Annotated in this window: 18 protein-coding genes; 5 read left to right on the forward strand and 13 right to left on the reverse strand. The window is 60.6% G+C overall.

Annotation, left to right across the window (positions count from 1 at the left end):
- Positions 1-2 precede the first annotated feature (2 nt).
- The 6 genes from GSF27_RS06740 to queA all read right to left on the reverse strand — a co-directional run bounded on the left by GSF27_RS06740 (position 3) and on the right by queA (position 7,184).
- Positions 3-776: an ABC transporter ATP-binding protein gene (locus tag GSF27_RS06740; protein ID WP_160966955.1), complete on the reverse strand. Its 774-nt coding sequence runs from the start codon at positions 774-776 to the stop codon at positions 3-5.
- 160 nt (positions 777-936) lie between these two features.
- A complete protein-coding gene (locus tag GSF27_RS06745; RefSeq protein ID WP_237457357.1) occupies positions 937-1,320 on the reverse strand; it encodes an ACT domain-containing protein in 384 nt (127 codons plus the stop codon).
- Between the two features lie 698 nt (positions 1,321-2,018).
- Positions 2,019-2,942, reverse strand: a complete 924-nt coding sequence (secF, locus tag GSF27_RS06750) for a protein translocase subunit SecF (RefSeq protein ID WP_160966959.1) — start codon at positions 2,940-2,942, stop codon at positions 2,019-2,021.
- Positions 2,943-2,976: 34 nt separating this feature from the next.
- The gene (gene secD, locus GSF27_RS06755; protein ID WP_160966961.1) at positions 2,977-4,848 is read right to left on the reverse strand and encodes a protein translocase subunit SecD; all 1,872 of its coding nucleotides are present in this window, start codon (positions 4,846-4,848) and stop codon (positions 2,977-2,979) included.
- 127 nt (positions 4,849-4,975) lie between these two features.
- A complete protein-coding gene (gene tgt / locus GSF27_RS06760) occupies positions 4,976-6,088 on the reverse strand; it encodes a tRNA guanosine(34) transglycosylase Tgt (RefSeq protein ID WP_160967562.1) in 1,113 nt (370 codons plus the stop codon).
- Positions 6,089-6,116: 28 nt separating this feature from the next.
- Positions 6,117-7,184, reverse strand: coding sequence for a tRNA preQ1(34) S-adenosylmethionine ribosyltransferase-isomerase QueA (queA, locus tag GSF27_RS06765; protein ID WP_160966963.1), 1,068 nt, complete (start codon positions 7,182-7,184; stop codon positions 6,117-6,119).
- 204 nt (positions 7,185-7,388) lie between these two features.
- Between queA and GSF27_RS06770 the strand changes: the two genes are divergently transcribed.
- On the forward strand, positions 7,389-8,411 hold the full coding sequence (locus GSF27_RS06770; protein ID WP_160966965.1) for an AraC family transcriptional regulator: 1,023 nt from the start codon (positions 7,389-7,391) through the stop codon (positions 8,409-8,411).
- A 27-nt stretch (positions 8,412-8,438) separates the two neighbouring features.
- On the opposite strand, the gene glk is transcribed toward GSF27_RS06770, so the two are convergent.
- From glk to GSF27_RS06785, 3 genes are all read right to left on the reverse strand, one after another.
- Positions 8,439-9,425, reverse strand: coding sequence for a glucokinase (gene glk, locus GSF27_RS06775; protein ID WP_160966967.1), 987 nt, complete (start codon positions 9,423-9,425; stop codon positions 8,439-8,441).
- Between the two features lie 33 nt (positions 9,426-9,458).
- On the reverse strand, positions 9,459-10,127 hold the full coding sequence (locus GSF27_RS06780; protein ID WP_160966969.1) for a porin family protein: 669 nt from the start codon (positions 10,125-10,127) through the stop codon (positions 9,459-9,461).
- A gap of 126 nt (positions 10,128-10,253) precedes the next feature.
- Positions 10,254-11,378: a phosphoribosylaminoimidazolesuccinocarboxamide synthase gene (locus GSF27_RS06785; RefSeq protein ID WP_160966971.1), complete on the reverse strand. Its 1,125-nt coding sequence runs from the start codon at positions 11,376-11,378 to the stop codon at positions 10,254-10,256.
- Positions 11,379-11,641: 263 nt separating this feature from the next.
- Between GSF27_RS06785 and GSF27_RS06790 the strand changes: the two genes are divergently transcribed.
- Entirely contained in the window at positions 11,642-14,476 is a 2,835-nt protein-coding gene (locus GSF27_RS06790) for a valine--tRNA ligase (protein WP_160966974.1), read from the forward strand.
- Between the two features lie 174 nt (positions 14,477-14,650).
- Here GSF27_RS06790 and GSF27_RS06795 read toward each other — a convergent pair whose 3' ends face one another.
- From GSF27_RS06795 to GSF27_RS06810, 4 genes are all read right to left on the reverse strand, one after another.
- Positions 14,651-15,673 carry an alpha/beta hydrolase gene (locus GSF27_RS06795; protein WP_202410278.1) on the reverse strand — a complete coding sequence of 341 codons (1,023 nt, stop codon included), beginning with the start codon at positions 15,671-15,673 and terminating at the stop codon, positions 14,651-14,653.
- 187 nt (positions 15,674-15,860) lie between these two features.
- On the reverse strand, positions 15,861-16,298 hold the full coding sequence (locus GSF27_RS06800) for an OsmC family protein (protein WP_160966976.1): 438 nt from the start codon (positions 16,296-16,298) through the stop codon (positions 15,861-15,863).
- Between the two features lie 116 nt (positions 16,299-16,414).
- Positions 16,415-17,590: an acyltransferase gene (locus GSF27_RS06805; protein WP_160966978.1), complete on the reverse strand. Its 1,176-nt coding sequence runs from the start codon at positions 17,588-17,590 to the stop codon at positions 16,415-16,417.
- A 395-nt stretch (positions 17,591-17,985) separates the two neighbouring features.
- The gene (locus GSF27_RS06810; RefSeq protein ID WP_160966980.1) at positions 17,986-18,933 is read right to left on the reverse strand and encodes an alpha/beta hydrolase; all 948 of its coding nucleotides are present in this window, start codon (positions 18,931-18,933) and stop codon (positions 17,986-17,988) included.
- Positions 18,934-19,041: 108 nt separating this feature from the next.
- Between GSF27_RS06810 and imuA the strand changes: the two genes are divergently transcribed.
- The 3 genes from imuA to GSF27_RS06825 are packed head-to-tail and all read left to right on the forward strand — an operon-like array spanning position 19,042 to position 24,481.
- On the forward strand, positions 19,042-19,824 hold the full coding sequence (imuA, locus tag GSF27_RS06815; protein WP_160966982.1) for a translesion DNA synthesis-associated protein ImuA: 783 nt from the start codon (positions 19,042-19,044) through the stop codon (positions 19,822-19,824).
- A gap of 2 nt (positions 19,825-19,826) precedes the next feature.
- Entirely contained in the window at positions 19,827-21,335 is a 1,509-nt protein-coding gene (locus tag GSF27_RS06820) for a DNA polymerase Y family protein (protein WP_160966984.1), read from the forward strand.
- Between the two features lie 23 nt (positions 21,336-21,358).
- Positions 21,359-24,481: an error-prone DNA polymerase gene (locus GSF27_RS06825; protein WP_160966986.1), complete on the forward strand. Its 3,123-nt coding sequence runs from the start codon at positions 21,359-21,361 to the stop codon at positions 24,479-24,481.
- The last annotated feature ends 58 nt before the right edge of the window (positions 24,482-24,539 follow it).

The following is a 24,539-nucleotide window of genomic DNA, read 5'->3' on the forward strand; positions in this document are numbered from 1 at the left end:
ATTCAGCGGTTCTGGGCCGCCATAAACTGTCTCACACGTTCCGAATCCGGATTGGTAAAGATCTTTCCGGGATCACCCTGCTCTTCAATTTTGCCTTGGTGCAGGAACAGGACCTTATTCGAAACATCCCGTGCGAAGTCCATCTCATGCGTCACCAGGATCATGGTACGCCCCTCTTCCGCCAACCCGCGCATCACGCGCAGCACTTCGTTGACCAGTTCGGGATCGAGCGCCGAAGTGGGCTCGTCAAACAACAGCACCTCCGGATCCATTGCCAGCGCGCGGGCAATGGCGGCACGCTGTTGTTGCCCGCCGGAGAGGTGATTGGGGTAGTAGTTTTTGCGCTGCAGCAGACCAACCTTATCGAGCAGCGCCTCGGCCTTTTCGATAGCCTGCTTTTTGGGTTGACCGAGGACGTGAACCGGAGCCTCAATGACATTTTCCAGTACCGTCATGTGGGACCAGAGATTGAACCCCTGGAACACCATGGCCAGGCGTGAACGGAAATTCTGTACTTGCTGGGGGCTGGTCGGCACGCGTTCACCGCGCACCATACGGAAGCGCACTGGCTCACCGCGCAGTATTACTTCGCCCTGTGTGGGAATTTCCAGCAGGTTAATGCAGCGCAATAAGGTGCTCTTGCCGGACCCGGATGAACCGATAAGGGTGATCACTTCACCGCTCATGGCATCGAACGAAATACCCTTGAGCACTTCGTTGTCACCGAATGTTTTATGGATATTGGATACCGACAGCTGAGGTGACTGGACCTCCATCTATACGCCCTTATTTCTCTGATTCATGAAACTTGTTGTATTGCCTGGACCCAAGGCGTGTACCCGTAACCCGGACTCGCTGCGACAGCCCCAAAGGCGATGCCCGGCTTTTAACGGCTGTAAAGACCAAAAGTATAGAGCATATACCCAACCTGCCAAATCAGCCCCCCAGTTCCCGCAAGGCCTGCAGGGCCTCTTCTGCACGCGCGGCCGGGACAAAAATATGGTCGTGATAATAGGCCGCTATCACATTGGCACTGATCCCCCTGGCTGCCAGCTGGGCCGAGACCGACGCCGTCAGCCCCACTGCCTGCAGGTTGGAGTGCACCCGCAAGGTAATCTGCCGGAACACCCCGTCAAACACCAGGCCGGCCAGCTCCGCCTCCTGTTTCGGCAATACCAGGGTCAGCCCCTCCCGCTCACGGAAAGTGGCAACCGGCTGCAATCCCCGGGAATCTGTCCACGCCAGAGCAACACTGCAGAACACAAACTCGCCGGCGACCAGCTCCGGGTCCAACGACGCCAGCAGCTGCTTCAGATCCATAATCCCCGGCATCCGATTTAGTCCTGTTGGTCATCCTGATAATCTGCGACTGAGCCCCGGAGGGAATGAAAACCTGAGGCCTGCCAGCTGCTGCATTCTAGCAAGAGGCGCACCAATATTCTTGACACTTTTAGCTTCTCGTCAAAAATATTTGACGAATCTCTCGCCGGACCACCCGTAACCGGCTCCAGCGCCGCCAGAGGTTTTTGGCCAGGCAAAAAAATAGCCCCGACAGGCGGGGCTAAAGCTCAGAGAGATCTACGTTAAGCCTGTCGCTGACCAGGCGGATGAGCAGACCAGCGACGTTTGCAATTCAGTACCTGGCGTTACAGCACAGGTCTCGCAGGCATCCGGCGAAAAAGCTGCCCTGCCGAAGCAGGGCCACAAGCTCAGAGAGTCATGGCCGGCGGTCAACCCCGGAGAGGCTGGCCGCAGATCATGTGCCTACACGTTTAATAGAGCAAAGCCTGTGCCAAGTTGTAAATCGCGCTATCGGGGCCGGTCCGGCCGTTTCCACCGCCACAGATTGCACCACCACTGACCACCCGCTCAAAACAGGGCATTTATGCAGCACCAGTTCAGGGCGCGGCTGCGGCAGGCGAAAACCGCCCCCCCAAAAGCAAAACACCCCCTGGGCTGCTAGCCGAGGGGGTGTCGGGGCGAGTCCTGCGGGACTCTGATCCTTTTGTGAGCTGCGCTTAAGGCACCTCGTCCAGCTCGGCGTTCTCTTTCACCGGCGGCATCAAATCCTCTTTGCTGATATGCATCAGCAGCAGGATATTACTGGCCACGTAGATGGAGGAGTAGGTACCCACAAAAACACCAATCAGCAGCGCCGTGGCAAAGCCGTGAATCAGCTCACCGCCAAAGTAGAACAGGGCTACCAGCACCAGAATGGTGGTCAAGGAGGTAATCAAGGTACGACCCAGCGTCTGGCTGAGGGAGATGTTAATGACATCCAGCGGCTCTTCGCCCCGCAACTTGCGGAAGTTTTCACGGATGCGGTCAGCCACGACGATGGTGTCGTTGAGGGAGTAACCGATCACCGCCAGCACCGCTGCCAGTACGGTCAGGTCGAACTCCAGATGGGCAATGGAGAAAATACCCAGCACGATGATCACGTCGTGGATCAACGCTGCCACTGCACCAATAGAGAACTTGTACTGGAAGCGCATGGCCACGTAGCCCATCACCACCACCAGCGCGAACAGCATGCCGATACCACCTTCATCGCGCAGCTCCTCGCCCACCTGAGGGCCAACAAACTCTACCCGGCGCAACTCAATAGCTCCCGCCTCTCCCTGTTGCAGGGCCGCCAGGATCTGATCACCCAGGCCCGGCTCAAAGCCCCGCTGCAGGCGAATCAGAACATCGGTCTCAGCGCCGAAGTAGACCACAACGGCCCCTTCAAAACCGGCACCGGAGAGTTTCTCCCGCACACTGGCCAGGTCCGCCGCCTGCGGGTAGCCCACTTCGATCTGGGTACCACCGGTAAAGTCCAGGCCAAATTGCAGACCGTTCACCGCCAGCGAGCCAATGGAGGCCAGCAGCAGCAGGACAGAGAAGGCAGCGGCTATTTTGCGCCAGCCCATGAAATTAATGATTTTGTCTTCTTGTGCCATGTTCAATTCCTCTCAAATCGTCTCGTGTGCCCGCTTAAATCCACAGTTTTTCTACGCGGGCGCGACGACCGTAAATGAGGTTAATGATCGCGCGGGTGCCAACAATGGCAGTAAACATAGAGGTCAGGATGCCGATGGAAAGCGTGACCGCAAAGCCCTGCACCGGACCGGAGCCAATGGCGTAAAGAATCACCGCCACAATCAGGGTGGTGATGTTGGCATCCAGGATGGTGGTGAAGGCGCGATCAAAACCGGCACTGATAGCTGACTGTGGCGGCATGCCATTGGCCAGCTCCTCCCGTATGCGGGAGAAGATCAGCACGTTGGCATCCACCGCCATACCCACCGTCAAGACAATACCGGCGATACCCGGCAGCGTCAGGGTGGCGCCGAGGATCGACATGCAACCCACCAGCAGCACCAGGTTCAGAACCAGCGCCACGTTGGCGGCAATACCAAACACCTTGTAGTAGAGCAGCATAAAGATCAGTACCAGCGCCAGGCCGATCTGTACCGACTTCACACCCACCTCGATGTTATCCGCACCCAGTGATGGACCGATGGTACGCTCTTCCACGAAATACATAGGCGCCGCCAAGGCACCGGCGCGCAGCAGCAGCGCCAACTCGGAGGCCTCTGCCGGGTTATCCAGGCCGGTAATGCGGAACTGCACACCCAGTGCACTCTGGATGGTGGCCAGGCTGATCACCTTGCGCTCCACCACCTGATGCGGCACCGCCACCTGCTCGCCCTGCTCGTTGGTGACGTAGTCCATGCGGGTCTTGTACTCAATAAAGAGCACACCCATACGACGGCCCACGTTGTTGCGGGTAGCGCGGTGCATCTTGGTACCACCAACGCTGTCGAGGGTAATGTTCACCTGCGGCTGCGACGTCTGGCTGTCGAAACTGGACTGGGCGTTGGCGACGTGGTCGCCGGTGAGGATCATGCTCTTCTCCAGCCAGGCGTCGCCAAAGCGACGCTGGTCCAGCTCGCTGCGGAAGCCGAAAGCCTCCTTGCGGGTCACCAGCTCGGAGGGCTTGGCCTCCAGGCGGAACTCCAGGTTGGCAGTCTTACCAATGATGCGCTTGGCTTCGGCAGTGTCCTGCACACCCGGTAATTCAACCACCACGCGATTGCGCCCCTGGCGCTGCACGATAGGTTCGGACACACCCAGCTCATTAACCCGATTGCGCAGAGTGGTGAGGTTCTGGCTGACGGCGTAGTCTTCAATCTCGCGGATTGAGGCTTCGCTCATGGTCATCTCGATCAGGAAACGTTCGCCGTCGGCTTTTTCTTCGCGCACCAGCTGCGGATAGTCACTGCGCAGCAGTGCACTGGCCTGATCGCGGGTTTCGGCATCGCCAAACACCGCGGTGACCACATTGTTCTCATCCAGCCGTACCGACATGTAGCGCAACTTGGCCTTGCGCAGCGCCGATTTCATGTCATCGACCGTGGATTCAAGACGCTTGGCCACCGCCGACTGGGTATCCACTTCCAGCAGGAAGTGCACACCACCGGCCAGGTCCAGGCCCAGCTTCATGGGCTCGGCGCCCATACTGCGCAGCCACTCCGGTGTGGTCGGCGCCAGGTTGAGAGCCACCACGTAGTTGTACCCCATGGCGCTCTGGATCGCCTGCTTGGCGGCCAGTTGCTGCTCGGTCTCCTTCAACCGCAACAGCGCACTCTTGCCATTGTGCTCTTCACCGAAATAGGCGATGCCCGCCTCATCCAGTGACTTGGTGGCCATGGAGAGCGCGCGCTCATCAATCACCGTGGCGCTGGACTGGCCGGAGATCTGGATCGCCGGATCCGGGGCGTAGAGGTTGGGGGCGGAATAGATGATGCCGAGAGTGGCGATTATCACCACCAGCAAATATTTCCAGAGGGGAAAACGATTCATAAAACTTTCCAGAGGGGCTTGTGGCCCGATTGCTTTGCTGTACGTTTGCCGTGCTTATTATTGAGTCAGCGCCAAGGCTCTATCATTAGGCCCGCTGGCTGAAAGTGGGCCATTGTACACAGGATTGTTACAACGGCGGTACTTCAAGCCCCTGCAGGGCATAAAACTCAGTCACATACTCATCCAACTGCTGGTTGGCAATCGCCTCCCGCAGACCCGCCATCAGATTCTGGTAAAAACGCAGGTTGTGGATGGTGTTGAGCTGGGCACCGAGGATCTCGCCGCACTTGTCCAGGTGGTGCAGGTAGCTGCGGCTGAAGTTGGTGCAGGTGTAGCAGTCGCAGCGGCTGTCCAGCGGCGAGGTGTCGTGACGGTGTTTGGCATTACGGATCTTGATCACCCCTTCCGAGGTAAACAGGTGGCCATTGCGGGCGTTGCGGGTGGGCATCACGCAGTCAAACATGTCGATGCCCCGGCGCACGGCTTCAACGATATCCGCAGGCTTGCCCACCCCCATTAAGTAGCGGGGTTTGTCCGCCGGCAGTTCGCTCGCCAGGTTGTCGAGGATGCGGATCATGTCCTCTTTGGGCTCACCCACCGACAGGCCGCCGATGGCGTAGCCGTCAAAGCCGATCTTCTCCAGCCCCTGCAGCGACTCGCGGCGCAGGTGCTCGTACATACCACCCTGCACAATACCGAACAGCGCCGAGGGACTCGCTCCGTGAGCGTCCTTGCTGCGCTGTGCCCAGCGCAGGGAGAGCTCCATGGAGTCGCGGGCCTGCTTTTCGGTAGCGGGGTACGGGGTGCACTCGTCAAAAATCATCACCACGTCAGAGCCCAGGTCGCGCTGTACCGCGATGGCCTTCTCCGGGTTCAGCTCCACCTTGCTGCCATCAATGGGCGAGCGGAAGGTGACACCCTCTTCGGTGATCTTGCGCATTTTGCCCAGGCTGAACACCTGGAAACCGCCGGAATCGGTGAGGATCGGTTTCTGCCACTGGGTAAAGTCGTGCAGGTCGCCGTGCTCCTTAATAACCTCGGTGCCGGGACGCAGCATCAGGTGGAAGGTGTTGCCGAGAATAATGTGGGCACCGATCTCTTCGATATCCCGTGGCAACATGCCTTTGACGGTGCCGTAGGTGCCCACCGGCATAAACGCCGGCGTTTCCACCACACCGCGGGGGAATTTCAGACGCCCGCGACGGGCCTTGCCCTGGGTGGTATCCAGTTCGAAGTCCATAAAACAGGACTCGCGCTTGTGTGACGCATCAGCGCTCAAGACCAATCTCCTCGGTAGTGGCATTGGGGTTGCGGGTAATAAACATGGCATCGCCATAACTGAAGAAACGGTAGCGCTCGGCCACCGCTTCGTCGTAGGCCGCCATGGCATAGCGGTAACCGGCAAAGGCGGACACCAACATCAGCAGGGTGGATTCCGGCAGGTGAAAATTGGTCACCAGCGCATCCACAATCCGGTACTGATAGCTGGGGTAGATAAAGATGTTGGTCTCCCCCTGATAGGGCCGGATCTCGCCGCTTTGGGACGCGGTCTCCAGGCAGCGCACGCTGGTGGTTCCCACGGCCACCACGCGCCCACCGCGGGCTTTGGTGCGCTGCACCTGCTCACACACGGTGGCGTCCAGCTCCATGATCTCGCTGTGCATGTGGTGTTCTGTGATGTTGTCCACCCGCACCGGCTGGAAGGTGCCGGCCCCCACATGCAGGGTTACGAAGGCCATTTCGACGCCCTTGAGGCGCAATTGTTCCAGCAACGGCTCATCAAAATGCAGCCCGGCTGTAGGTGCCGCTACGGCGCCGGCCTTGCCCGGGTCACTGTAGACCGTCTGGTAGCGTTCGCGATCACCCAGGTCGTCCTCGCGGTCGATGTAGGGCGGCAAGGGCATATGACCGATGGCCTCCAGCACCTGCAGGGCCGGTTTGTCGGCGGGGAATTCCAGTTCGAACAGGGCTTCCTGGCGTGCGCTGACAGTCACCGCGGTGTCATCTTCCAGCAGGATCTGACTGCCCACCTTGGGGGAGCGGCTGGCGCGGGTATGGGCCAGCACCCGATGGCTGTCCAGCACCCGCTCCACCAGGATCTCCACCTTGCCGCCGGAGGGCTTCTGGCCATAGACCCGGGCGGGGATCACGCGGGTGTTATTGAACACCAGCAGGTCACCGGCATTGAGCCAGTGCAACAGATCCGGGAACTGCCCGTGCTGCATGGCGCCGGTCTCACCCTCCAGACGCAGCAACCGACTGCCACTGCGCTCAGCCGCAGGCTGGCGGGCGATCAATTCATCCGGCAGATCATAGTAAAAATCCTGGCGACGCATCCCGTGAATACCCTGTAATACCTTGTGAAGGCCCTGTGATTTCAAGGGCTGCAAGGGTATAGGAAAACCGCCTCAGAGGCCATTCGGAGGGGCCGTTTTGTAGCCGTGGAATTTTTGCTTGCTGGCCAGATTCGACGCGGGTAAGGTTGGCGTATAAATAAACAATAATAAGAATGGCGACCGCACCGGCCCGCCCTCCCAGCTATGCGTGAATCACTCCCAGACCACTTTGCCATCACCCTTGCCCGGGTTGTCTCCAGCTTTGGAACCTCCCTGGAGCGACTGTTGCGCGAAGCGCCACTGGCCACCCCATTGCCGGTACCTACGCCCAGCCCGGCCGAACTGGAGTGTACCGCCGATGAATTCGCGGCGTTGCTGCAAACCGCCATCCAACTGACCGGCCACCGGGCACTGGCCCTGCACACCGGCCTGCAGATCCCCCTGACCCGGCGCAGCGCCTTCAGCTACGCCCTGCTCCACTGCAACAACCTGGAGCAGGCACTGGATATGACCCTGCACCTCTACGAGCCACTGATCGGTCGGGCGCAGAGCAGCCGCCAGGGCAACCTGCTGCTGGTGTCCTTCAGCAGGCCGGCGTCGCTGCAACTCAAAAGACTCTCGTCCGAGTGGTTCTACAGCGGGCTGGTGAGCGTACTCAAGCACTGCAGCGGCCGCCCCCTTACCGGGGTGCAATTACAGCTGGACTACCCCGCCCCCACTTACCGCGCGGCCTACCAGTCACTGCTGGACTGCAGTGTCAGCTTTGATGCCAGCTACTCCCGCCTCTGTATTCCCGTTGACCTGCTGCAGCGACCACCGCAGCTGGGGGCAGCCATACTGCCCATCTACCAGCAGCAGTGCGAAGCCATTGAACGCCATCTGGCGCAACACAGTACCAACATCGCCCCCGGCTCCCTCAGCGCCAGGGTGCGCAGCCACCTGATTTACAGCACCCGGTTTCCAACCCTGGAAGAGTGCGCCAGCCAACTGTTGATGAGTGCACGCACCTTCCGGCGCCACCTGCAGAAAGAGGGCAACAGCTACCAGCAAGTGCTGGATCAGGTGCGTCTGGGACTGGCGGGCATCTATCTGCGCCATGCCGCTATCAGTGTCCGGCACACCGCCAGCCTGTTGGGATTTCACGACACCGCCAATTTCCGCCGTGCCTTTATTGGCTGGTCAGGTCAGTCACCCGCCAGTTATCGACGCCAGCAACAGGCCGGCTAAGCCTCGCGCCCCGCCTGCCGGATGGCATCAGCCGTTGGCATTGACCAACTGTTGCTGCAGCCAGGCAGCGGCGCCGAGAAAGGCCGGGTATGGATGGGTAATCAGGAACACCGGAATATCGGCCATAAACGCCGTCTGGCGGCCCCGCTCCCGCAAGCGTTTCTCAAACCCGGTGCGGACGAGGAAGTCCGCAATACGCGGCACAATGCCCCCGCCCAGATAAATGCCCCCCTTGGCGCCATAGAGCAGCGCCGCGCTACCGACAGCGGTGCCGAGGCTATCGCAGAACATCTGTAACGCTTCCAGCGCCAGCGGCTGCTGCTGTTGCAGCGCCAGATCCACCACCTCTGCCGCCTCGCTGGCACGCTCCGCCAGACCATCGATTTCCGCCAGGCTGTTGTAGGTGAGTACCAGACCTCCTCCGGAGACCAGGGCCTCGGTATAGAGGTACATGCGCGGCTGCAACAACGCCGCCACCGCCAGCTCGCGGGGTGACTGTGGTGCGTAGGCGGTGAAGCCCCCCTCCCCCGGCACCGGCCACCAGCCCACCGGCGTGTACACCAGCGCCGCCACCCCCAGCCCGGTACCCGGGCCGACAATGGCCTTGGCTGCCCGGGGCACAACCGTGCCGGGTAATAATGGCTGCATATCCGCATCGGCGAGGTGGGGCATGGAGCAGGCCAGCGCGGCAAAATCGTTCAGCAGGCACAGCTGATTCCAGCCCAGTTGCTGCTGCAACGCGGAGCGGGACAAGTGCCAGTCGAGATTGGTAAAGGAGACCTGATCCCCCACCACCGGTCCCGCCATGGCAATGCAGCCGGCACAGACGGATTTGCTGAGCGCAGCCGGCAACTGTGCCAGGTAAGCCTGCAGGCAATCCTCAAAGCGGAGGTAGCCTGCGGTGGGCAGGGTTTGGGTGTGTTCAAATTGAAAGCCGCTGCCATCCTCTGCAGTAACCAGGCTGAAGCGTGCATTGGTGCCGCCAACATCGGCGACCAACCATGGGAATGTCATTGTTATTATCCTGAATGTATCCGAATTACAGCCTCAGCGACGCCAGACAAATTCCAGCAGGCCCACATAGCTATCGACCGTTTTGTCCACCCGGTCGAGGTCCATCCAGCGCTGGTTGATACTGGCCTTGAGAGAGAAACTGGAGCCCATATCCCAGCGCAGGCCGGCGCCAAGGTTGTAGCTGAAGGAGGTTTCGGAATAGGTGGAGTAGTAGTTGGAGCAGACGTAGCCCCACCAGGGGTCCCACCAGCAGACCACGCCGCTATCACCATCGGAGACATTGCTGTCCAGGTCGCTCCAGCCCAGTCCCGCCGTGACAAACGGTGTCAGCTCACGGGCCAGCAGGTGGTAGGTCATATTGAGGGCGAAGGTGTCGTTGGTGAGTTTGTGATTCAGGGTTGTGGCGGGCCCGGCCGGGTCCTGGGGGACAATGGTGAGATCGTAGGACTGGTAGTTGTGGGTAAAGCCAAAACCAAAATTGAGATGTTCGTTGACGTTATAGCCCACGGAGAAACCCCAGCCGGTATCCGCATCAACGTCGACAGAGGAACCGTTTTCCCCGGACACCTCCCAGTCGCCCATGCGGTTCACCAGCAGACCCAGCTCCCAGGTGTTGGCGCGATCCGATGGCTGCCCCAATTCCAGAGACCAGCAGGTACTGGTCAGTGACAACAACACCATCGTCATCAGGATCTGCTTCATGGTTTGTTCTTCCTCCGTTGAATGGTCCACACACCCAATCGCCGTGCCGCAGGAGCCCGGTCCCTAGTCCCTAGTCCCTAGTCCCTAGTCCCTAGTCCCTAGTCCCTAGTCCCTAGTCCCTAGTCCCTAGTCTACAAGACCATACTGCTCCCGCAGCACCTCGACAATCTCCGCCTTGGGGTTGTCCGACAGCACGATCTTCTGGCCGGTGATTTTCTCGGCAATGCCGGTGTAGGTGGCCGACACTGCCAGCAGCGACTCCAGCGGCAGCTCGTTATCTCGGGCCAGGGCGCTGCGCTCCGGCATGCGATCCTTGTTGAGCAGGATATCCGGATCGGGGAAGTGGTTGAGCAGGAACTGGCGGAAGCCCTCCTTGGAGTTCTCCACAATCTTGCCGTCGCGGTAGCTGGGGCCATCCCAGATGCGGGAGGAGTCCGGCGTTCCCACCTCATCCATATAGATCAGCTTTTCGTTGCCCGCCTTGTCGGTGACAAAACCGAACTCAAACTTGGTGTCCACAAACACCTGGTCCAGTTGGGCCAGGTCGCCGCTGATCACGCCGAAGCCCTCTTTCAACAGCTTCTCGTAGGTGGCCACATCGTCGGCACTGCGGAAGTTGAAGGCGGCAAAATTATTGGTGATGTCCGCGCGGGTAATGTTCACATCGTCCGCCTCCGGCACGCCGGGGATACCGCGCAGGATGCCCTTGGTGGAGGGGGTAATCAGCAGCTCCGGCAGCTGCTGGTCTTTCTGCAGGCCGTCGGGCAGCTGGATACCGCAGAACTCGCGCTCGCCCTTGCTGTAGGCGCGCCACATGGAGCCGGTGATGTACTGACGGGCGATGGCCTCGATCATCACCGGTCTGGCTTTCTGCACAATCCACACAAACGGGTGCGGGATATCGAGGATGTGGCTGTCCGCCAGCCCCTCTTCACGGAAGCGGCGGAACCAGTGGTTGGAGATAGCGTTGAGAGCCGCGCCCTTGCCCGGCACACCGGCCACCCCACCCTCACCGCGCCAGATGCAGTCAAAGGCGGAGATTCGGTCGCTGATTACCATGATCGCCAGCGGCGCATCGGCGGCCACGTCGTAGCCCTTCTCTTCGATCAGGCGACGACTGTCAGCCTCGGTCAACCAGTAGACGGAACGCACCTTGCCGCTGTGCACCGGCTTGTCGGTGCGGATGGGCAGGTCATCGTTCACGGCCAAAACCGTGTCTTTCAGGCGTTGCGGGTCGGCGGCCAGGCTCATATAAGGCAGTTCCTTGACAGGTAATACCCCATGGCAGCAAAAGCCCCGGGGCAGGAAAGCTGGCTATTCTACCAGAAGCCCTCCCCCTGAGAAGACAAACCGGGCAGAGGAGGAAGGCCACCCCTGCCGCTGTCACGGCCGCCTTTACCCTCCCAACCCCCGGCCGAGGCATGTATAATCCCGCCTCTTTTACCCCTTTATTTATCCGTGGCCACCGCCAACCGCAACGGTCACCACAAGACAACCGGCAGATTGTTGATCCTATGGACAAAACCTACCAACCCAGCGCGATAGAAACCCAGTGGTACAAGACCTGGGAGGAGAAAGGCTATTTCAAGCCTTCCGGCGACGGTGCCCCCTACTGCATCATGATTCCGCCGCCGAACGTCACCGGCAGCCTGCACATGGGCCACGGCTTCAACAACGCCATTATGGATACCCTGGTGCGCTACCACCGCATGAAGGGCCACAACACCCTGTGGCAGGTGGGTACCGACCACGCCGGTATCGCCACCCAGATGGTGGTGGAGCGTCAGTTGAGTGCGCAGGGCGTCTCCCGCCACGACCTGGGGCGCGAGAATTTCCTCGATAAAGTATGGGAGTGGAAAGCGGAGTCCGGCGGTAACATCACCCGCCAGCTGCGTCGCCTCGGCTCCTCCGTGGACTGGAGCCGTGAGCGTTTCACCATGGACCCGGGCCTCTCCGACGCGGTACAGGAAGTGTTCGTACGCCTCTATGACGAAGGCCTGATCTACCGCGGCAAGCGTCTGGTGAACTGGGACCCCAAATTCAACACCGCCATCTCCGACCTGGAGGTGATCAGCGAGGATGAGCAGGGCTCCATGTGGCACTTCCGCTACCCGCTGGAAGACGGCTCCGGTCACCTGGTGGTGGCCACCACCCGTCCGGAAACCATGCTCGGCGATACCGCCGTAGCGGTCGACCCGGAAGATGAACGCTACCAGCATCTGGTGGGCAAAAATATTGTGCTGCCCATCACCGGGCGCATCATTCCCATTATTGCGGATGAATACGTCGACAAAGAGTTCGGTACCGGCTGCGTGAAGATCACCCCGGCCCATGACTTCAACGACTACGAAGTGGGCAAGCGCCACAACCTGCCGCTGATCAACGTCTTCGACCGCAACGCCCACATCCTCGGCGAGTTCACCGTACTCACCTTCGATGGCTACGAGAGCAGCCACGGCGAGAAGGCGCCTGAGTCCTACGTGGGTGTGGAGCGTTTTGCCGCACGCAAGCAGATCGTTGCCGAGATGGAATCCCTCGGCCTGCTGGAGAAGATCGAGCCGCACACCCTGAAAGTCCCCCGCGGCGACCGCTCCGGCGATGTGATCGAGCCGTGGCTCACCGACCAGTGGTACGTGAAAACCGCCGACCTGGCCAAGCCTGCCATCGAGGCGGTGGAAGACGGTCGCATCCAGTTTGTGCCCAAGCAGTACGAGAACATGTACTTCTCCTGGATGCGGGACATCCAGGACTGGTGTATCTCCCGCCAGCTGTGGTGGGGCCACCGCATTCCCGCCTGGTACGACAACCACGGCAACGTTTACGTCGGCCGCGATGAAGCCGAAGTGCGCAGTAAATACAGCCTCGGTGACGACGTCAGCCTGCAGCAGGACGACGACGTTCTGGACACCTGGTTCAGCTCCGCCCTGTGGACCTTCTCCACCCTGGGCTGGCCCGAGCAGACGCCGGAACTGAAAACCTTCCACCCCACTGACGTGCTGGTGACCGGTTTTGACATCATCTTCTTCTGGGTGGCGCGCATGATCATGATGACCATGCACTTCATGAAGAATGAGGATGGCACGCCGCAGATTCCGTTCAAGACCGTTTACGTACACGGTCTGGTGCGCGACTCCCAGGGACAGAAGATGTCCAAGTCCAAGGGCAACGTGCTGGATCCCATCGACCTGATCGACGGCATCGACCTGGAAGCACTGGTGGCCAAGCGCACCAGTGGCATGATGCAGCCGCAGCTGGCGCAGAAGATCGAGAAGCAGACCCGCAAGGAGTTCGCCGATGGTATCGCCGCCTACGGCACCGATGCCCTGCGCTTCACCTTCTGTTCGCTGGCCGCCACCGGTCGCGACATCAAGTTCGACCTGGGCCGTATCGAAGGCTACCGTAACTTCTGCAACAAGATCTGGAACGCCACCCGCTATGTGCTGATGAACTGTGAAGATCAGGATTGCGCGCAGGATGGCAGTGACGACTTTGAGCTGACTGTGGCCGATCGCTGGATCATCAGCCAGCTGCAGGAGACCGAGACCGCCGTTGCCCACGCCATCGAAACCTTCCGTTTTGACCTGGCCTCACAGGCCCTCTACGAGTTTGTCTGGAACCAGTACTGCGACTGGTACCTGGAACTTTCCAAACCGGTACTGTGGGACGAAAGCGCGTCCGAGACACTGAAGAAAGGCACCCGTCGCACCCTCATCCGCGTGCTGGAAGCGATCCTGCGCATGGCCCACCCGATGATGCCATTCATCACCGAAGAGATCTGGCAGACCATCAAGGGTCTGGCGGGCAAGAGTGGCGACTCCATCATGCTGCAGCCTTTCCCACGTGGCGAACTGGGCAAGGTGGATGCCGAAGCGGTGGAAAACATCGAGTGGCTGAAACACGTCATCGTCGGCCTGCGCAACATTCGCGGTGAAATGAAAATCGCCGACAGCCGCAAGATCACCACCCTGTTCCGCAACGGCAGTGCCGCGGATCAACAGAGACTGGAAACCAACCGCCAGTTCCTGACCCGTCTCGCCAACCTGGAAGAAGCCACCTGGCTGGAGGCTTCTGCCGAGGCACCGCTGTCCGCCACCGCGCTGGTGGGCGACATGGAGATCCTGGTGCCCATGGCGGGCCTGATCGATGTGGCCGCCGAAACCGCACGACTCACCAAAGAGATCGACAAGCTGCAGAAAGACATGGCGCGGGTGGAAGGCAAGCTCAACAACCCGGGCTTTGTCGACAAGGCGCCGGCGGAAGTGGTGCAGAAAGAGAAAGACAAGCTGGCCGACATGAGCAGCACCGTCGGCAAGCTGGAAGAGCAGGTCGCCAAATTAGCGGAGCTTTAATTCCGGCGGCATTGGCTGCAACTCTTGCTACAAATAAAAAAGGGACAGAGCGCAAGCCTGCCCCTTTTTTATTGGCAATCTGCACCGCAGTTCAAAGCAAGCCACGCGGCTTCAGCCAAGCCCTGTAGGAGCCCGCTCCCGCAGGCGATCTCTTACCTGTCAACGACTGATCGTTTATTCACGCAGAATACTGCTCTTGCGCCTCTCATCACCCGGGAAGGCACGACCCGACAGGATGCATTCAAAGATGTGCTGAAACACCAGCCCCGGCTTGCCCTTTTCCGTACCCGAGCGGAAGTAGGAGTGTCCCTTGGGAAAGTCGTACAGGTTGTTCACATCGTCACAGTCCACTGAATATACGTTGGCCGGAGTCTTGTTCATATCCTCCGGCCCGGTATGCCCCAGACGCCTTGAGGCGATCTTGTTTTTCAGGTTCGAGACCTTGCTGGCCCGCAGTGCCAGGTCGTCCGAGGCGTGATAGACAATCACATTGCGCGAGGCGTGGCTGATCAGCTCTCCGGGATGGCCGTGGTGCAGGGATTCATTAACAATATCCGCCGCCACCAGAAAAGTATTGCGGAACAGCAACGGCACACCGTCGGCCAGGTCGTAGCGATTCCAGACACTCAGGGTTTCCCGCAGCACCCGGTTGCCCATGGAGTGGGCCAGCACATTGATGCGTTTCAGGCAGGGATCGTCCTGCGGGTTCTGCTTGTCGGAGCTGCGCCACTCCAGGAACTTGCCCAGCACCCGGGCAAAGGAGAAGGCACTGGAGTCGGCCGCCTTCTGGTCGTCCCAGTAATCCTCCACAATGCCGCGGTCGTTGTCGCAGGGCCAGATCATCGGCACCACCAGTACTTCGTTGGCTCTGGCCTTGTCACACAACTTCTGAAACTCCTCCACCGCATCAAACACATCCTCCGGCAGGTTGGAAAAGCCGTGAATGTAGATCAGCAACTGCCGGTAACCGGACGACTTCAGACGCGCCATAAAAGGTGTGCTGCCCAGCTCGACGCAGTTTTTTCCCCCCACCTGCTCGCAGAAAAATACCGAGTTACTGGAGGCGTTGTTATCGAGATCAAAATCGAATTTGCGCCCGCTGCGGGAGCGAATACTCTGCTTGGGGAAACGGTTGGTGATAAACAGCATGACACTCTCCTCCCTGAGAAACAGCACGATAGCCTGTGTCATTAACATAGATGGTGCCGGGAAAAATGCACAGCCGGCACACGGAGGCAGATTAGATTTTTTGGTTTTATCAGCGGTTTTAAACTGCACTTTTCAGGCAAGACTTCTGCCACCGGCCAACACCGGCAGCCACACAGGCCCGATATAAAAAAGGGCGACTACAGTCGCCCTTTCTTCTGTGGCCGGTCACTGGCGCTTAACCCTCAGTCTGCACATCCATCTCCAGATGCACAGGGCAGTTGAGGGTGTTACTTACCAGACAACTGTCCTCGGCTTTCTGCAACAGTCTCTTACCTTTTTCGATATCAACACCAGCCGGCAGTACCAGCTTCACCCGGGAGGTCATACTAGTGAACTTGATGGTGCGCTCCTCCTTGTCCAGGGTACCCTCGGTGGCACACTGCAGGGAGACCCACTCCAGGCGTGACGCCCTGGCGATGGCCCGGAACGAGAGCGCCAGGCAGTTGGCGGTAGCAGCCAGCAGCAGGTCCTCGGGCGACCAGTCACCACCCTCACCCCCAAACTGTGGCGGTGGCGAGGTCAGCAGTTCTGGTACATCGTGGCCGGTAGTGGACAGCTTGCCTTCCGGTGCAGCGGTCACTGACACCGCATAGTGGTGTGGTAAAGGTTGCATAACATCTCCCCTGCAATAACGAATATCGGAATCAATTCAAAACGGCGCGTAGTGTAACACCATTGCCCGGAACCGTGCCGGTTTGGCCAAACCAGCGGCGTCTGCTGCCCCGCTGCTCACGGCAGGTGATCAGACTCACTGCGGGACAGACCGTCATCACCGGCCCGGGGATGATGCCGTCCTGCCGGCAATACCTGCTTTTGCATCCGGATGTACCTTTGGCTCATAAAGGGGCGCTCCACCCACAGGTAAAACAGGTAACACAGGAACAGTGTGCCCCCTATACTCAGCACACCAAAGATCACCGTGTTTTCATCCACCACTTGCCGCACAAACATGGCCGGTAAGCGAAACAGGTTAACGTGCAGCAGATACACCGAGTAGGACATGGCCCCCAGGGCAACACCTCCCTCCAATACCCAGTAGGAAACCGAACCACGCCTCTGCTTGACCCGTTCCAGCAACGCCTCCAACGGAGCAATAAACCATAGTAACAGCGCAAACAGTCCGGCAAACAACAGCCCACCAAACTCATCACTGAGGTTTTTGGAAGCAAGCCAGACAACGATCACGCCCCCCACAGAGGAAGCCACACAGAGTGATTTACCGGCAAGCAGATTGCGCACAACATAACCGCGCTTAAACAGCCATGCCAGCAACATACCCAACGCAAACGAGGGCCAGTAGTAAAGAAACAATCCCTGGTGCACCCCCAGGGGATAGAGCAGGTTGACCATGGCAAACAGAGTCAGCACCGTGAGCGCCGGGCGAAAGTACCTGCCGGTATACATCAAGGCACAGACGACAAGGTAAAACTGGAATTCGATGGCAATACTCCAGTACACCGCGCTGATTGCGCTGAACTGGGCCTGCAGGTCGCCCCCCTCGGCGTAAAACACCTTGGTCAGCAGCAGAAAGTGCACCCACTCACCGGGGCTGTAGCTCGCCAGCAGATTCTCCGGAGCCTGAAAACTGCCGGATTTGATCGCACTCACCACCTCCAGGACACCAGGCAGCAGCAGAGCCACCGCTACCGACGCCCAGAACACGGGGTAAATCCGTAAAAAACGCCGTTTGAGAAAACCGAGCGGGCTCTTTCCGGCGTTGAGCGTGGACTCCGCCGAATAGGTAATCACAAACCCGGAGATCACAAAGAACATGGGCACGCCCATGTAACCATAACTGGCCAGCTGATAAAGCGGCTCGCAGACACCGGAGAAATATCGTTTGGTATGGAACAGAAACACCCAGAGCGCCGCCAGGCCGCGTGCAATTTCCAGCACAATAACCATGTCAGCCCCCAGCCGCGACCGGCTCACCATCCCGGCCATCGGCAAGACCGGAGTCAGGCAAGGAGAGACGTTGTCTGGTTGGCAAAGTGTGGCAGAGAGCGGACACCCTGTGTGATCTGGCACGATCGAAACCGGCCAATGGCCACGGCGGGCAAAATCCTTTTTTCACCGGCAATTCCTTTGAACAGTGGGATAACGAAGACAACCCGCTGAGCCTGTCGCAGCTTCCGATTTACAGCGCAGCCCTCTCACCAGGGAGATCAGGCAACTGAGTCCGGATAAACCAGAAGGCGCTACGACCCCAGCCACCCTGCGGGGAAACCTCAGTCTGACCCTTGCCGCCCCGGAAGTAAACTTGATCTGCGATCCGCTGAACCAGCCTCCTCCCACCGTTATCAGGGCAACGGGCACTCCAGCACCCGCGCCAGAAACGCACGATAGGAGCTGATCATCACCTGCGACACCGGCGCCTTGGGCACAATAATGTCGTAGGCGTGAGGAGCCTGCGGGCCGACCAATACCTCGCACGCCACATCAGCGGCCTGCAGCCGGCGCACATAGGCAATATCTTCCTCGTAAAACAGGTCCAGCTCGCCTACCCCCAGCCAGGTCTCGGGCAGGCCGGAGAGATCCCGCCGGCGCCCGGGGGCAGCGTAATCCGGTAACTCGGCCGCACCCGCCGGCTGCCCCAGGTACCAGCTCCAGGCGGCGCGGTTGTTTTTATTACTCCACAGCTTGTGACCCATAGGATCCAGCGCGCGGTTAGCGCCGGTACGGTCATCCAGCATGGGGTACATCAGTACCTGCGCCGCCGGCTGCTGACCACCACCATCGGCGATACGCTGCACCAGCCCCGCCGCCAGACCACCGCCGGCACTCTGGCCGGCAATGGCAATACGGGCGGGATCGATGCCCAGCTCCGCTGCGTTATCGAGCATCCACTGCCAGGCTTCAAAGCAGTCATCCAGCGGCGCCGGGAAAGGGTGTTTGGGGGCCAGGCGATACTCAACTGACACCACCGCCACCCCCAGCTTCTTCACCAATCCGACACACTCGCGGTCGTTGGTGGAGACATTACCGATGATGTAACCGCCGCCGTGGATCCACAGGACTGCGGCGCCATTACCCGCCTGTCCGCCCCCCGGCTCCGGCCGATAAACCCGTACCAGGCCGTGACTCAGGGGACGGTCCTCAATGCGTATACCGGGCACCGGTCTGATCTTGTTGGGCATCAGTTTCTGCAACAGGCTGATCACCGTGTAGATAACGCGATTGTGAAACGGCACCGCGGGGATACGGCCGTAGGCCTGGCGCAGTTCCGGGTGCAATTGTTCTATTTCCATATGAATCAATAGCCTGCAGTAAAAGCCGGTAACTCTATAACACTGCCATGCAATGCAACACCCCTCCCCAACTTGAACACTGTACATACATACAGTATAAATATACCTATGAACGAGACTCTCCCCGACCCGATTGCCCGCCTGCTGCAGCACCCCCTGGTGTGGCAAGGGCGCCATACCCCCAGCCACCAGCACAGCCGCTCTACCGGCCACCCGGCGCTGGACGATGCCCTGCACCTGCATGGCTGGCCACTGGGGGCCAGTAGTGAGCTGTTGCTGACACACCCCTGCGGCGGCGAGCTCAGCCTGCTATGGCCACTGTTGCAACAGTGCCATGAACGCTGGATCTGCCTGATCGACCCACCACAACTGCCGTTTGCCCCGGCCTGGGAGCGTCTCGGCATCAACACCCGTCAGCTGCTGCTGGTGCACTCCCGCAGCCAGCAGGAGCAGCTGTGGAGCAGTCGCCAGGCGCTGCTCTCCGGCGCCTGCGAGGTGGTGATCAGCTGGAATCGCTACCGCCAAATCCGCAACCGCGAACAGCGCCAGCTGCAACAGGCGGCGGCGGATGGCCGCAGTATTCATGTACAGGTCAGTCCACAGCAGTACCGGTACAATCCCTCTCCCTGTGCCCTGCGCCTGCTGTTGCAACCGCTCCCGGGATCAGAACCACAACAGTTGCAGATCACCGTGCTGAAACAGCGCGGCGGCTGGAGCGGGCAGACACTGCAGATCCCCCTCCACCATGGACAGCGGCCCTCACACCGGATTGCCAGCGCCCCCCGGAGTGGTCCCTTTGCCCTGCCCAACCCCTGGCATCCGGGGCAGGCTACCTACCCCGCCGCGCCGAACGTGGCTATACCACCGTCCAGCTCTGCTCCCGGCCACTGACCATGCCCCACACCCGGCCCCCGCGCCAGTTGTGGCTCTGCCTGCGCTTTCCCCACTGGCCTCTCGATCTTCTCCCCGCCACGCCCGGCCAGCCCCGGGTCGTGGTAGAGCAGCAGCAATTGCGCTGGCTCTGCCCACAGGCGTTGGCGCTGGGACTGGAGCCGGGCCAGAGTGTCAGCAACGCCCTGCTATTACTGGACGACCCGCAAGCCCTGCAACTGCACCAGCGCGATCGCGAACTGGAACTGCAGGCCCTGCGGGGAGTGGCACAGCTCTGCTACGACTTCACCCCCCATGTCAGCCTCTGGCCCCAACACAGTGACAGGCGGGACAGCGATTTACTGGAGTGCCACCAGCTGCAGCTGGAGATCAGCCGTAGCCTGAAGTTGTTTCACGGGCTCCCCTCTCTGTTGCAGCAACTGCGGGATCACCTGCAACAGCGCGGCTTTACGCCACTGGCCAACCTGGGCCACAGCCCCAAGGCCGCCTGGCTGCTGGGGCAGGAGCACGACCTATCCTGGCCTGCAGCAGAGACAGTACCCACCGAAGACGACTTTATGCGGCAGTTGCAGGACCTGCCCCTGCAGTCACTGGCGCCCCTGCACCCCACAGCCCGCCAGTGGCTGCCACGGCTGCAACAGGTCGGTATTCACTCGCTCCGGCAGCTGCTGGAACAACCGCGCCGGGAGCTGGGCCAGCGTTACGGTACCGGCCTGCTACAGTGCCTGGATGAGATCAGTGGCACACGCCCGGAGCCGCAACTGGAGTTCCAGCCGCCGCTGCGCTTCAGCTGCCAGCGACAGCTCAACTTCGCCGTCGACAACTGGTCCCTGCTCAACTATCCGATGGAAGCGATGCTGGAAGAGCTGCAGCAGTTCCTGCGCCAGCGGCAACTGCACTGCAACGGCCTGCAGTGGCGCTTCCTGCACACCGATCGCAGCTGCAGTGAGCGGCAACTGCAACTGTCGGAGCCACTGAACATTACCGCCCCGCTGCTGCGCCTGAGCCAGCTGCGACTGGAACAACAACCCCTTCCCCGGGCGGTGGAGAGCCTGATACTCGAGAGCGAACAGCTGCACTACAGTGCCCTGCTCAACCACAGCCTGTTTCGCGAACTGGGAACCGCCAGCAACTGCAGCATTAACCCGTTACTGGACCTGCTCAGCGCCAAGCTGGGACGGGAACAGCTGAGCCAGCTGCAGCTGCTGGATGAACACCTGCCCGAGTGCCAACAGCAGCTGATTGACGCCGGCACACCTCTGCCGGCCAATAGCCACACACTGCCGGCGCCCCTGCCTCTGCCCCTGTGGCTGCGGTCACAACCACAAGCGGTAGCCGCTCCCTGGCGCGGTGGCCCGACCCTGCTGAGTGATCCGCTGCGGCTGGAGAGCCACTGGTGGCAAACACCACAGCAACGCGACTACTTCGTCGCCCGCGACCAGCGCGGCCTGCACTGGGTCTATTGCGACCGCCACACCGGCCAGTGGTTTATCCACGGCCACTTCGGCTGACCCTGTAGACGCGAGGTACCTGCATGAGCTGCGATTACGCCGAACTGCACTGCGTCAGCCATTACACTTTCCTGCGCGGCATCTCCAGCCCCGCCGAGCTGGTGACACGCGCCGCCGAGCTGGGTTACCGCGCCCTGGCGCTCACCGACGAGTGCTCGCTGGCGGGCGTGGTGAAAGCACACGTGGCGGCGAAGGAGCACAACCTGCACCTGATTATCGGCAGCCAGTTTTTTCTCGATGACGACACAGAAGAACGCACTTGCCAGCTGGTGCTGCTGGCCCCGGACAAACGTGCCTACCAGGAGCTGTCGCTGCTGATCACCAAGGGCCGTCGCCGCAGCGCCAAGGGCGAATACCAGTTGAGTCTGGCGGACCTGCAGTTCGGCACCCAACACTGCCTCGCCATCTGGCTGCCGGACAACGACCGGCAGCCACTGAACGACAAACACGCCCAAACCCTGAGCCGTTACTTCCGCCAGCGCCTGTGGCTGGGCGTGACGCTGTTGCAACAGGGCAGCGACAGCAACCACTACGCCCACTGCCACCAACTCAGCCAGCAACACCACCTCCCCATGCTGGCCTGCAACCAGGTTCACATGCACTGCTGCAGCCGCCAGCCGCTGCAGGACACCGTCACCGCCATTCGCCTTGGTACACCGGTACAACTGCTGGGACGGCAGCGCTCTGCCAACGCCGAACGCCACCTGCGTCCGCTGCCGCATCTGCAACAGCTCTACCCGTCTGCACTGCTGGCCGAGAGCTGGCGGCTGGCACAGCGCTGTCATTTTTCCCTCGACGAATTGCGTCACGACTACCCCCGCGAGCTGGTGCCGGCATCCCTCAGCGCCAGCGAACACCTGCGCAACCTCGCCCTGCAGGGCGCACAGCAGCGCTGGCCCCACGGCACCCCGAAGAAAGTCGCGCAGCAGTTGCAGAAGGAACTGCTGGTGATTGAGGAGCTGGGCTATGAGCACTATTTTTTAACCGTGGCGGACGTGGTGCACTTCGCCCGGCAACAGAACATCCTCTGTCAGGGGCGCGGCTCGGCGGCCAACTCGGTGGTCTGCTTCTGCCTGTTTATTACCGAGGTGGACCCGGAACACAGCTCGCTGCTGTTTGAACGCTTTATCTCCCGCGAGCGCAACGAGCCGCCGGACATTGATGTGGACTTCGAGCACGAGCGACGCGAAGAGGTGATCCAGTACATCTACCGCAAATACAGTCGCAAACGCACGGCACTGACCGCCACCGTCATCAGCTACAGGCTGCGCAGCGCAGTGCGCGATGTGGGCAAGGCACTGGGGTTGGACGACCTCATGCTGCAGCGCCTGTGCAGTGACCTGAGCGGCTGGGACCGGCCGGCGCAGTGGCTGCAGCGGGTACAACAACAGGGTGGCCTCTCCCATCAACTGGGGCAGCGTTTTCACTCGCTGGTGCAGCAGCTGCTGGGCACCCCCCGTCACCTGTCGCAGCATGTGGGCGGTTTTCTCATGACCGAGTCCCCCATCAGCAACCTGGTGCCGGTGGAAAACGCGGCCATGCCGGAGCGCACCATCATCCAGTGGGACAAGGACGACATTGAAAGTCTTGGCCTGCTGAAAGTGGATGTACTGGCACTGGGTATGCTCACCGCCATCCGCAAAACCCTGCGACTTGTAAGCGACTACAGTGGCCAACCCATGGGGCTGGCAGACATTCCCAACAGCGATCCCGGCACCTATCACATGCTCTGTCAGGGCGACAGCATGGGCGTGTTCCAGGTGGAGTCGCGGGCACAGATGTCCATGCTGCCGCGGCTGAAACCGCGCTGCTATTACGACCTGGTGGTGCAGGTGGCCATTGTCCGCCCCGGTCCGATACAGGGGGATATGGTGCACCCCTACCTGAAGCGTCGTAACGGCGAGGAAGCGGTGCACTACCCCAACGCAGCGGTAAAAGGCGTACTGGAACGCACCCTCGGCGTACCCATCTTTCAGGAGCAGGTGATCCAGCTGGCAATGGTGGCGGCCGGGTTCAGCGGCGGCGAGGCGGACCAGCTGCGCCGCGCCATGGCCAGCTGGAAACGCCATGGCGACCTGCAGCGCTTCCGGCAAAAGCTGATCGACGGCATGCTGGCCCGCGGCCACGACGCCGACTTTGCCGAGCGCCTGTTTAACCAGATTCTCGGCTTCGGCGACTACGGTTTTCCCGAATCCCACGCCGCCAGTTTTGCCCTGCTGGTGTACGCCTCCGCCTGGCTCAAGTGCCACCACCCGGCGGCCTTTTACTGTGGCCTGCTCAACAGCCTGCCCATGGGTTTCTATTCTGCGTCGCAACTGGTGCAGGACGCCCGCCGCCATGACATTGAGGTACGCCCCATTGATGTGGCCCACAGTGGCTGGGATCACCGGCTGGAGCCTTTTACAGCCCGCTGCGGCGATACCCACTACGCCCTGCGGCTGGGACTGCGGCAGGTGAAAGGGTTGCGACGGGAAGCGGCGCAGCGTATTGAACAGTGCCAGCAGCAGACGCCTCTGCCAGACACCATTGCCCGCTGGGCGGCACAGGCACAACTGCGCGACGACGACCTGCAGCAGCTGGCCGCCGCCAGCGCCTTTGCCGGACTCAGTGCCCACCGTCGCCACGCCCACTGGCAGGTGCAGGAGGTGGAACCCTGGACGCCCCTGTTTCAGCGCAACGAACAGGAGACCAATAGCAGCGATGTACTCACTCGCCTGCCGCCCCCCTCCGATGAAGAGAATACGCTGGAGGATTACCGCGTTACCGGTTTAACCCTCAACCAGCACCCCATGTCCCTGCTGCGCCAGCGCCCGGCCTTTCAGCGCTGTAAAAGAGCCATTGACCTGCTGCAGGTGGAGCACGGCCGCTTTGTGCGCATTGCCGGCGTTGTCACCGGCCGCCAGCGCCCCGGCACCGCCAGCGGCGCCCTGTTTATGACGCTGGAAGACGAGACCGGCAACATCAACGTGATCCTCTGGCGTGCGCTGCAGGAGCGCCAGCGACAGGAGGTGCTGCGCAGCCGGGTGCTGATTATCAAAGGGGTGCTGGAGAGAAAGGAGAACGTGGTGCATGTGATTGCCGGCCATTTGCAGGACATGAGCGATGAGCTGGCACAGCTGCAGCCCCACTCACGGGACTTTCATTGAAAACTGTCACTGAAAAAAGATTGTCTCTAAAACAGAAGCTATCGCCCGGTGCCCACTG

The organism is Pseudomaricurvus sp. HS19, from assembly GCF_009857815.1.
In the GTDB taxonomy this organism is placed as follows: Bacteria; Pseudomonadota; Gammaproteobacteria; order Pseudomonadales; family Cellvibrionaceae; genus Pseudomaricurvus.

Coding starts and splice junctions, on each gene's coding strand:
- GSF27_RS06740 (WP_160966955.1), bottom strand. CDS start 776: ATGGAGGTCCAGTCACCTCAGCTGTCGGTATCCAATATCCATAAAACA.
- GSF27_RS06745 (WP_237457357.1), bottom strand. CDS start 1,320: ATGGATCTGAAGCAGCTGCTGGCGTCGTTGGACCCGGAGCTGGTCGCC.
- secF (WP_160966959.1), bottom strand. CDS start 2,942: ATGGCACAAGAAGACAAAATCATTAATTTCATGGGCTGGCGCAAAATA.
- secD (WP_160966961.1), bottom strand. CDS start 4,848: ATGAATCGTTTTCCCCTCTGGAAATATTTGCTGGTGGTGATAATCGCC.
- tgt (WP_160967562.1), bottom strand. CDS start 6,088: ATGGACTTCGAACTGGATACCACCCAGGGCAAGGCCCGTCGCGGGCGT.
- queA (WP_160966963.1), bottom strand. CDS start 7,184: ATGCGTCGCCAGGATTTTTACTATGATCTGCCGGATGAATTGATCGCC.
- GSF27_RS06770 (WP_160966965.1), top strand. CDS start 7,389: ATGCGTGAATCACTCCCAGACCACTTTGCCATCACCCTTGCCCGGGTT.
- glk (WP_160966967.1), bottom strand. CDS start 9,425: ATGACATTCCCATGGTTGGTCGCCGATGTTGGCGGCACCAATGCACGC.
- GSF27_RS06780 (WP_160966969.1), bottom strand. CDS start 10,127: ATGAAGCAGATCCTGATGACGATGGTGTTGTTGTCACTGACCAGTACC.
- GSF27_RS06785 (WP_160966971.1), bottom strand. CDS start 11,378: ATGAGCCTGGCCGCCGACCCGCAACGCCTGAAAGACACGGTTTTGGCC.
- GSF27_RS06790 (WP_160966974.1), top strand. CDS start 11,642: ATGGACAAAACCTACCAACCCAGCGCGATAGAAACCCAGTGGTACAAG.
- GSF27_RS06795 (WP_202410278.1), bottom strand. CDS start 15,673: ATGTTAATGACACAGGCTATCGTGCTGTTTCTCAGGGAGGAGAGTGTC.
- GSF27_RS06800 (WP_160966976.1), bottom strand. CDS start 16,298: ATGCAACCTTTACCACACCACTATGCGGTGTCAGTGACCGCTGCACCG.
- GSF27_RS06805 (WP_160966978.1), bottom strand. CDS start 17,590: ATGGTTATTGTGCTGGAAATTGCACGCGGCCTGGCGGCGCTCTGGGTG.
- GSF27_RS06810 (WP_160966980.1), bottom strand. CDS start 18,933: ATGGAAATAGAACAATTGCACCCGGAACTGCGCCAGGCCTACGGCCGT.
- imuA (WP_160966982.1), top strand. CDS start 19,042: ATGAACGAGACTCTCCCCGACCCGATTGCCCGCCTGCTGCAGCACCCC.
- GSF27_RS06820 (WP_160966984.1), top strand. CDS start 19,827: ATGCCCCACACCCGGCCCCCGCGCCAGTTGTGGCTCTGCCTGCGCTTT.
- GSF27_RS06825 (WP_160966986.1), top strand. CDS start 21,359: ATGAGCTGCGATTACGCCGAACTGCACTGCGTCAGCCATTACACTTTC.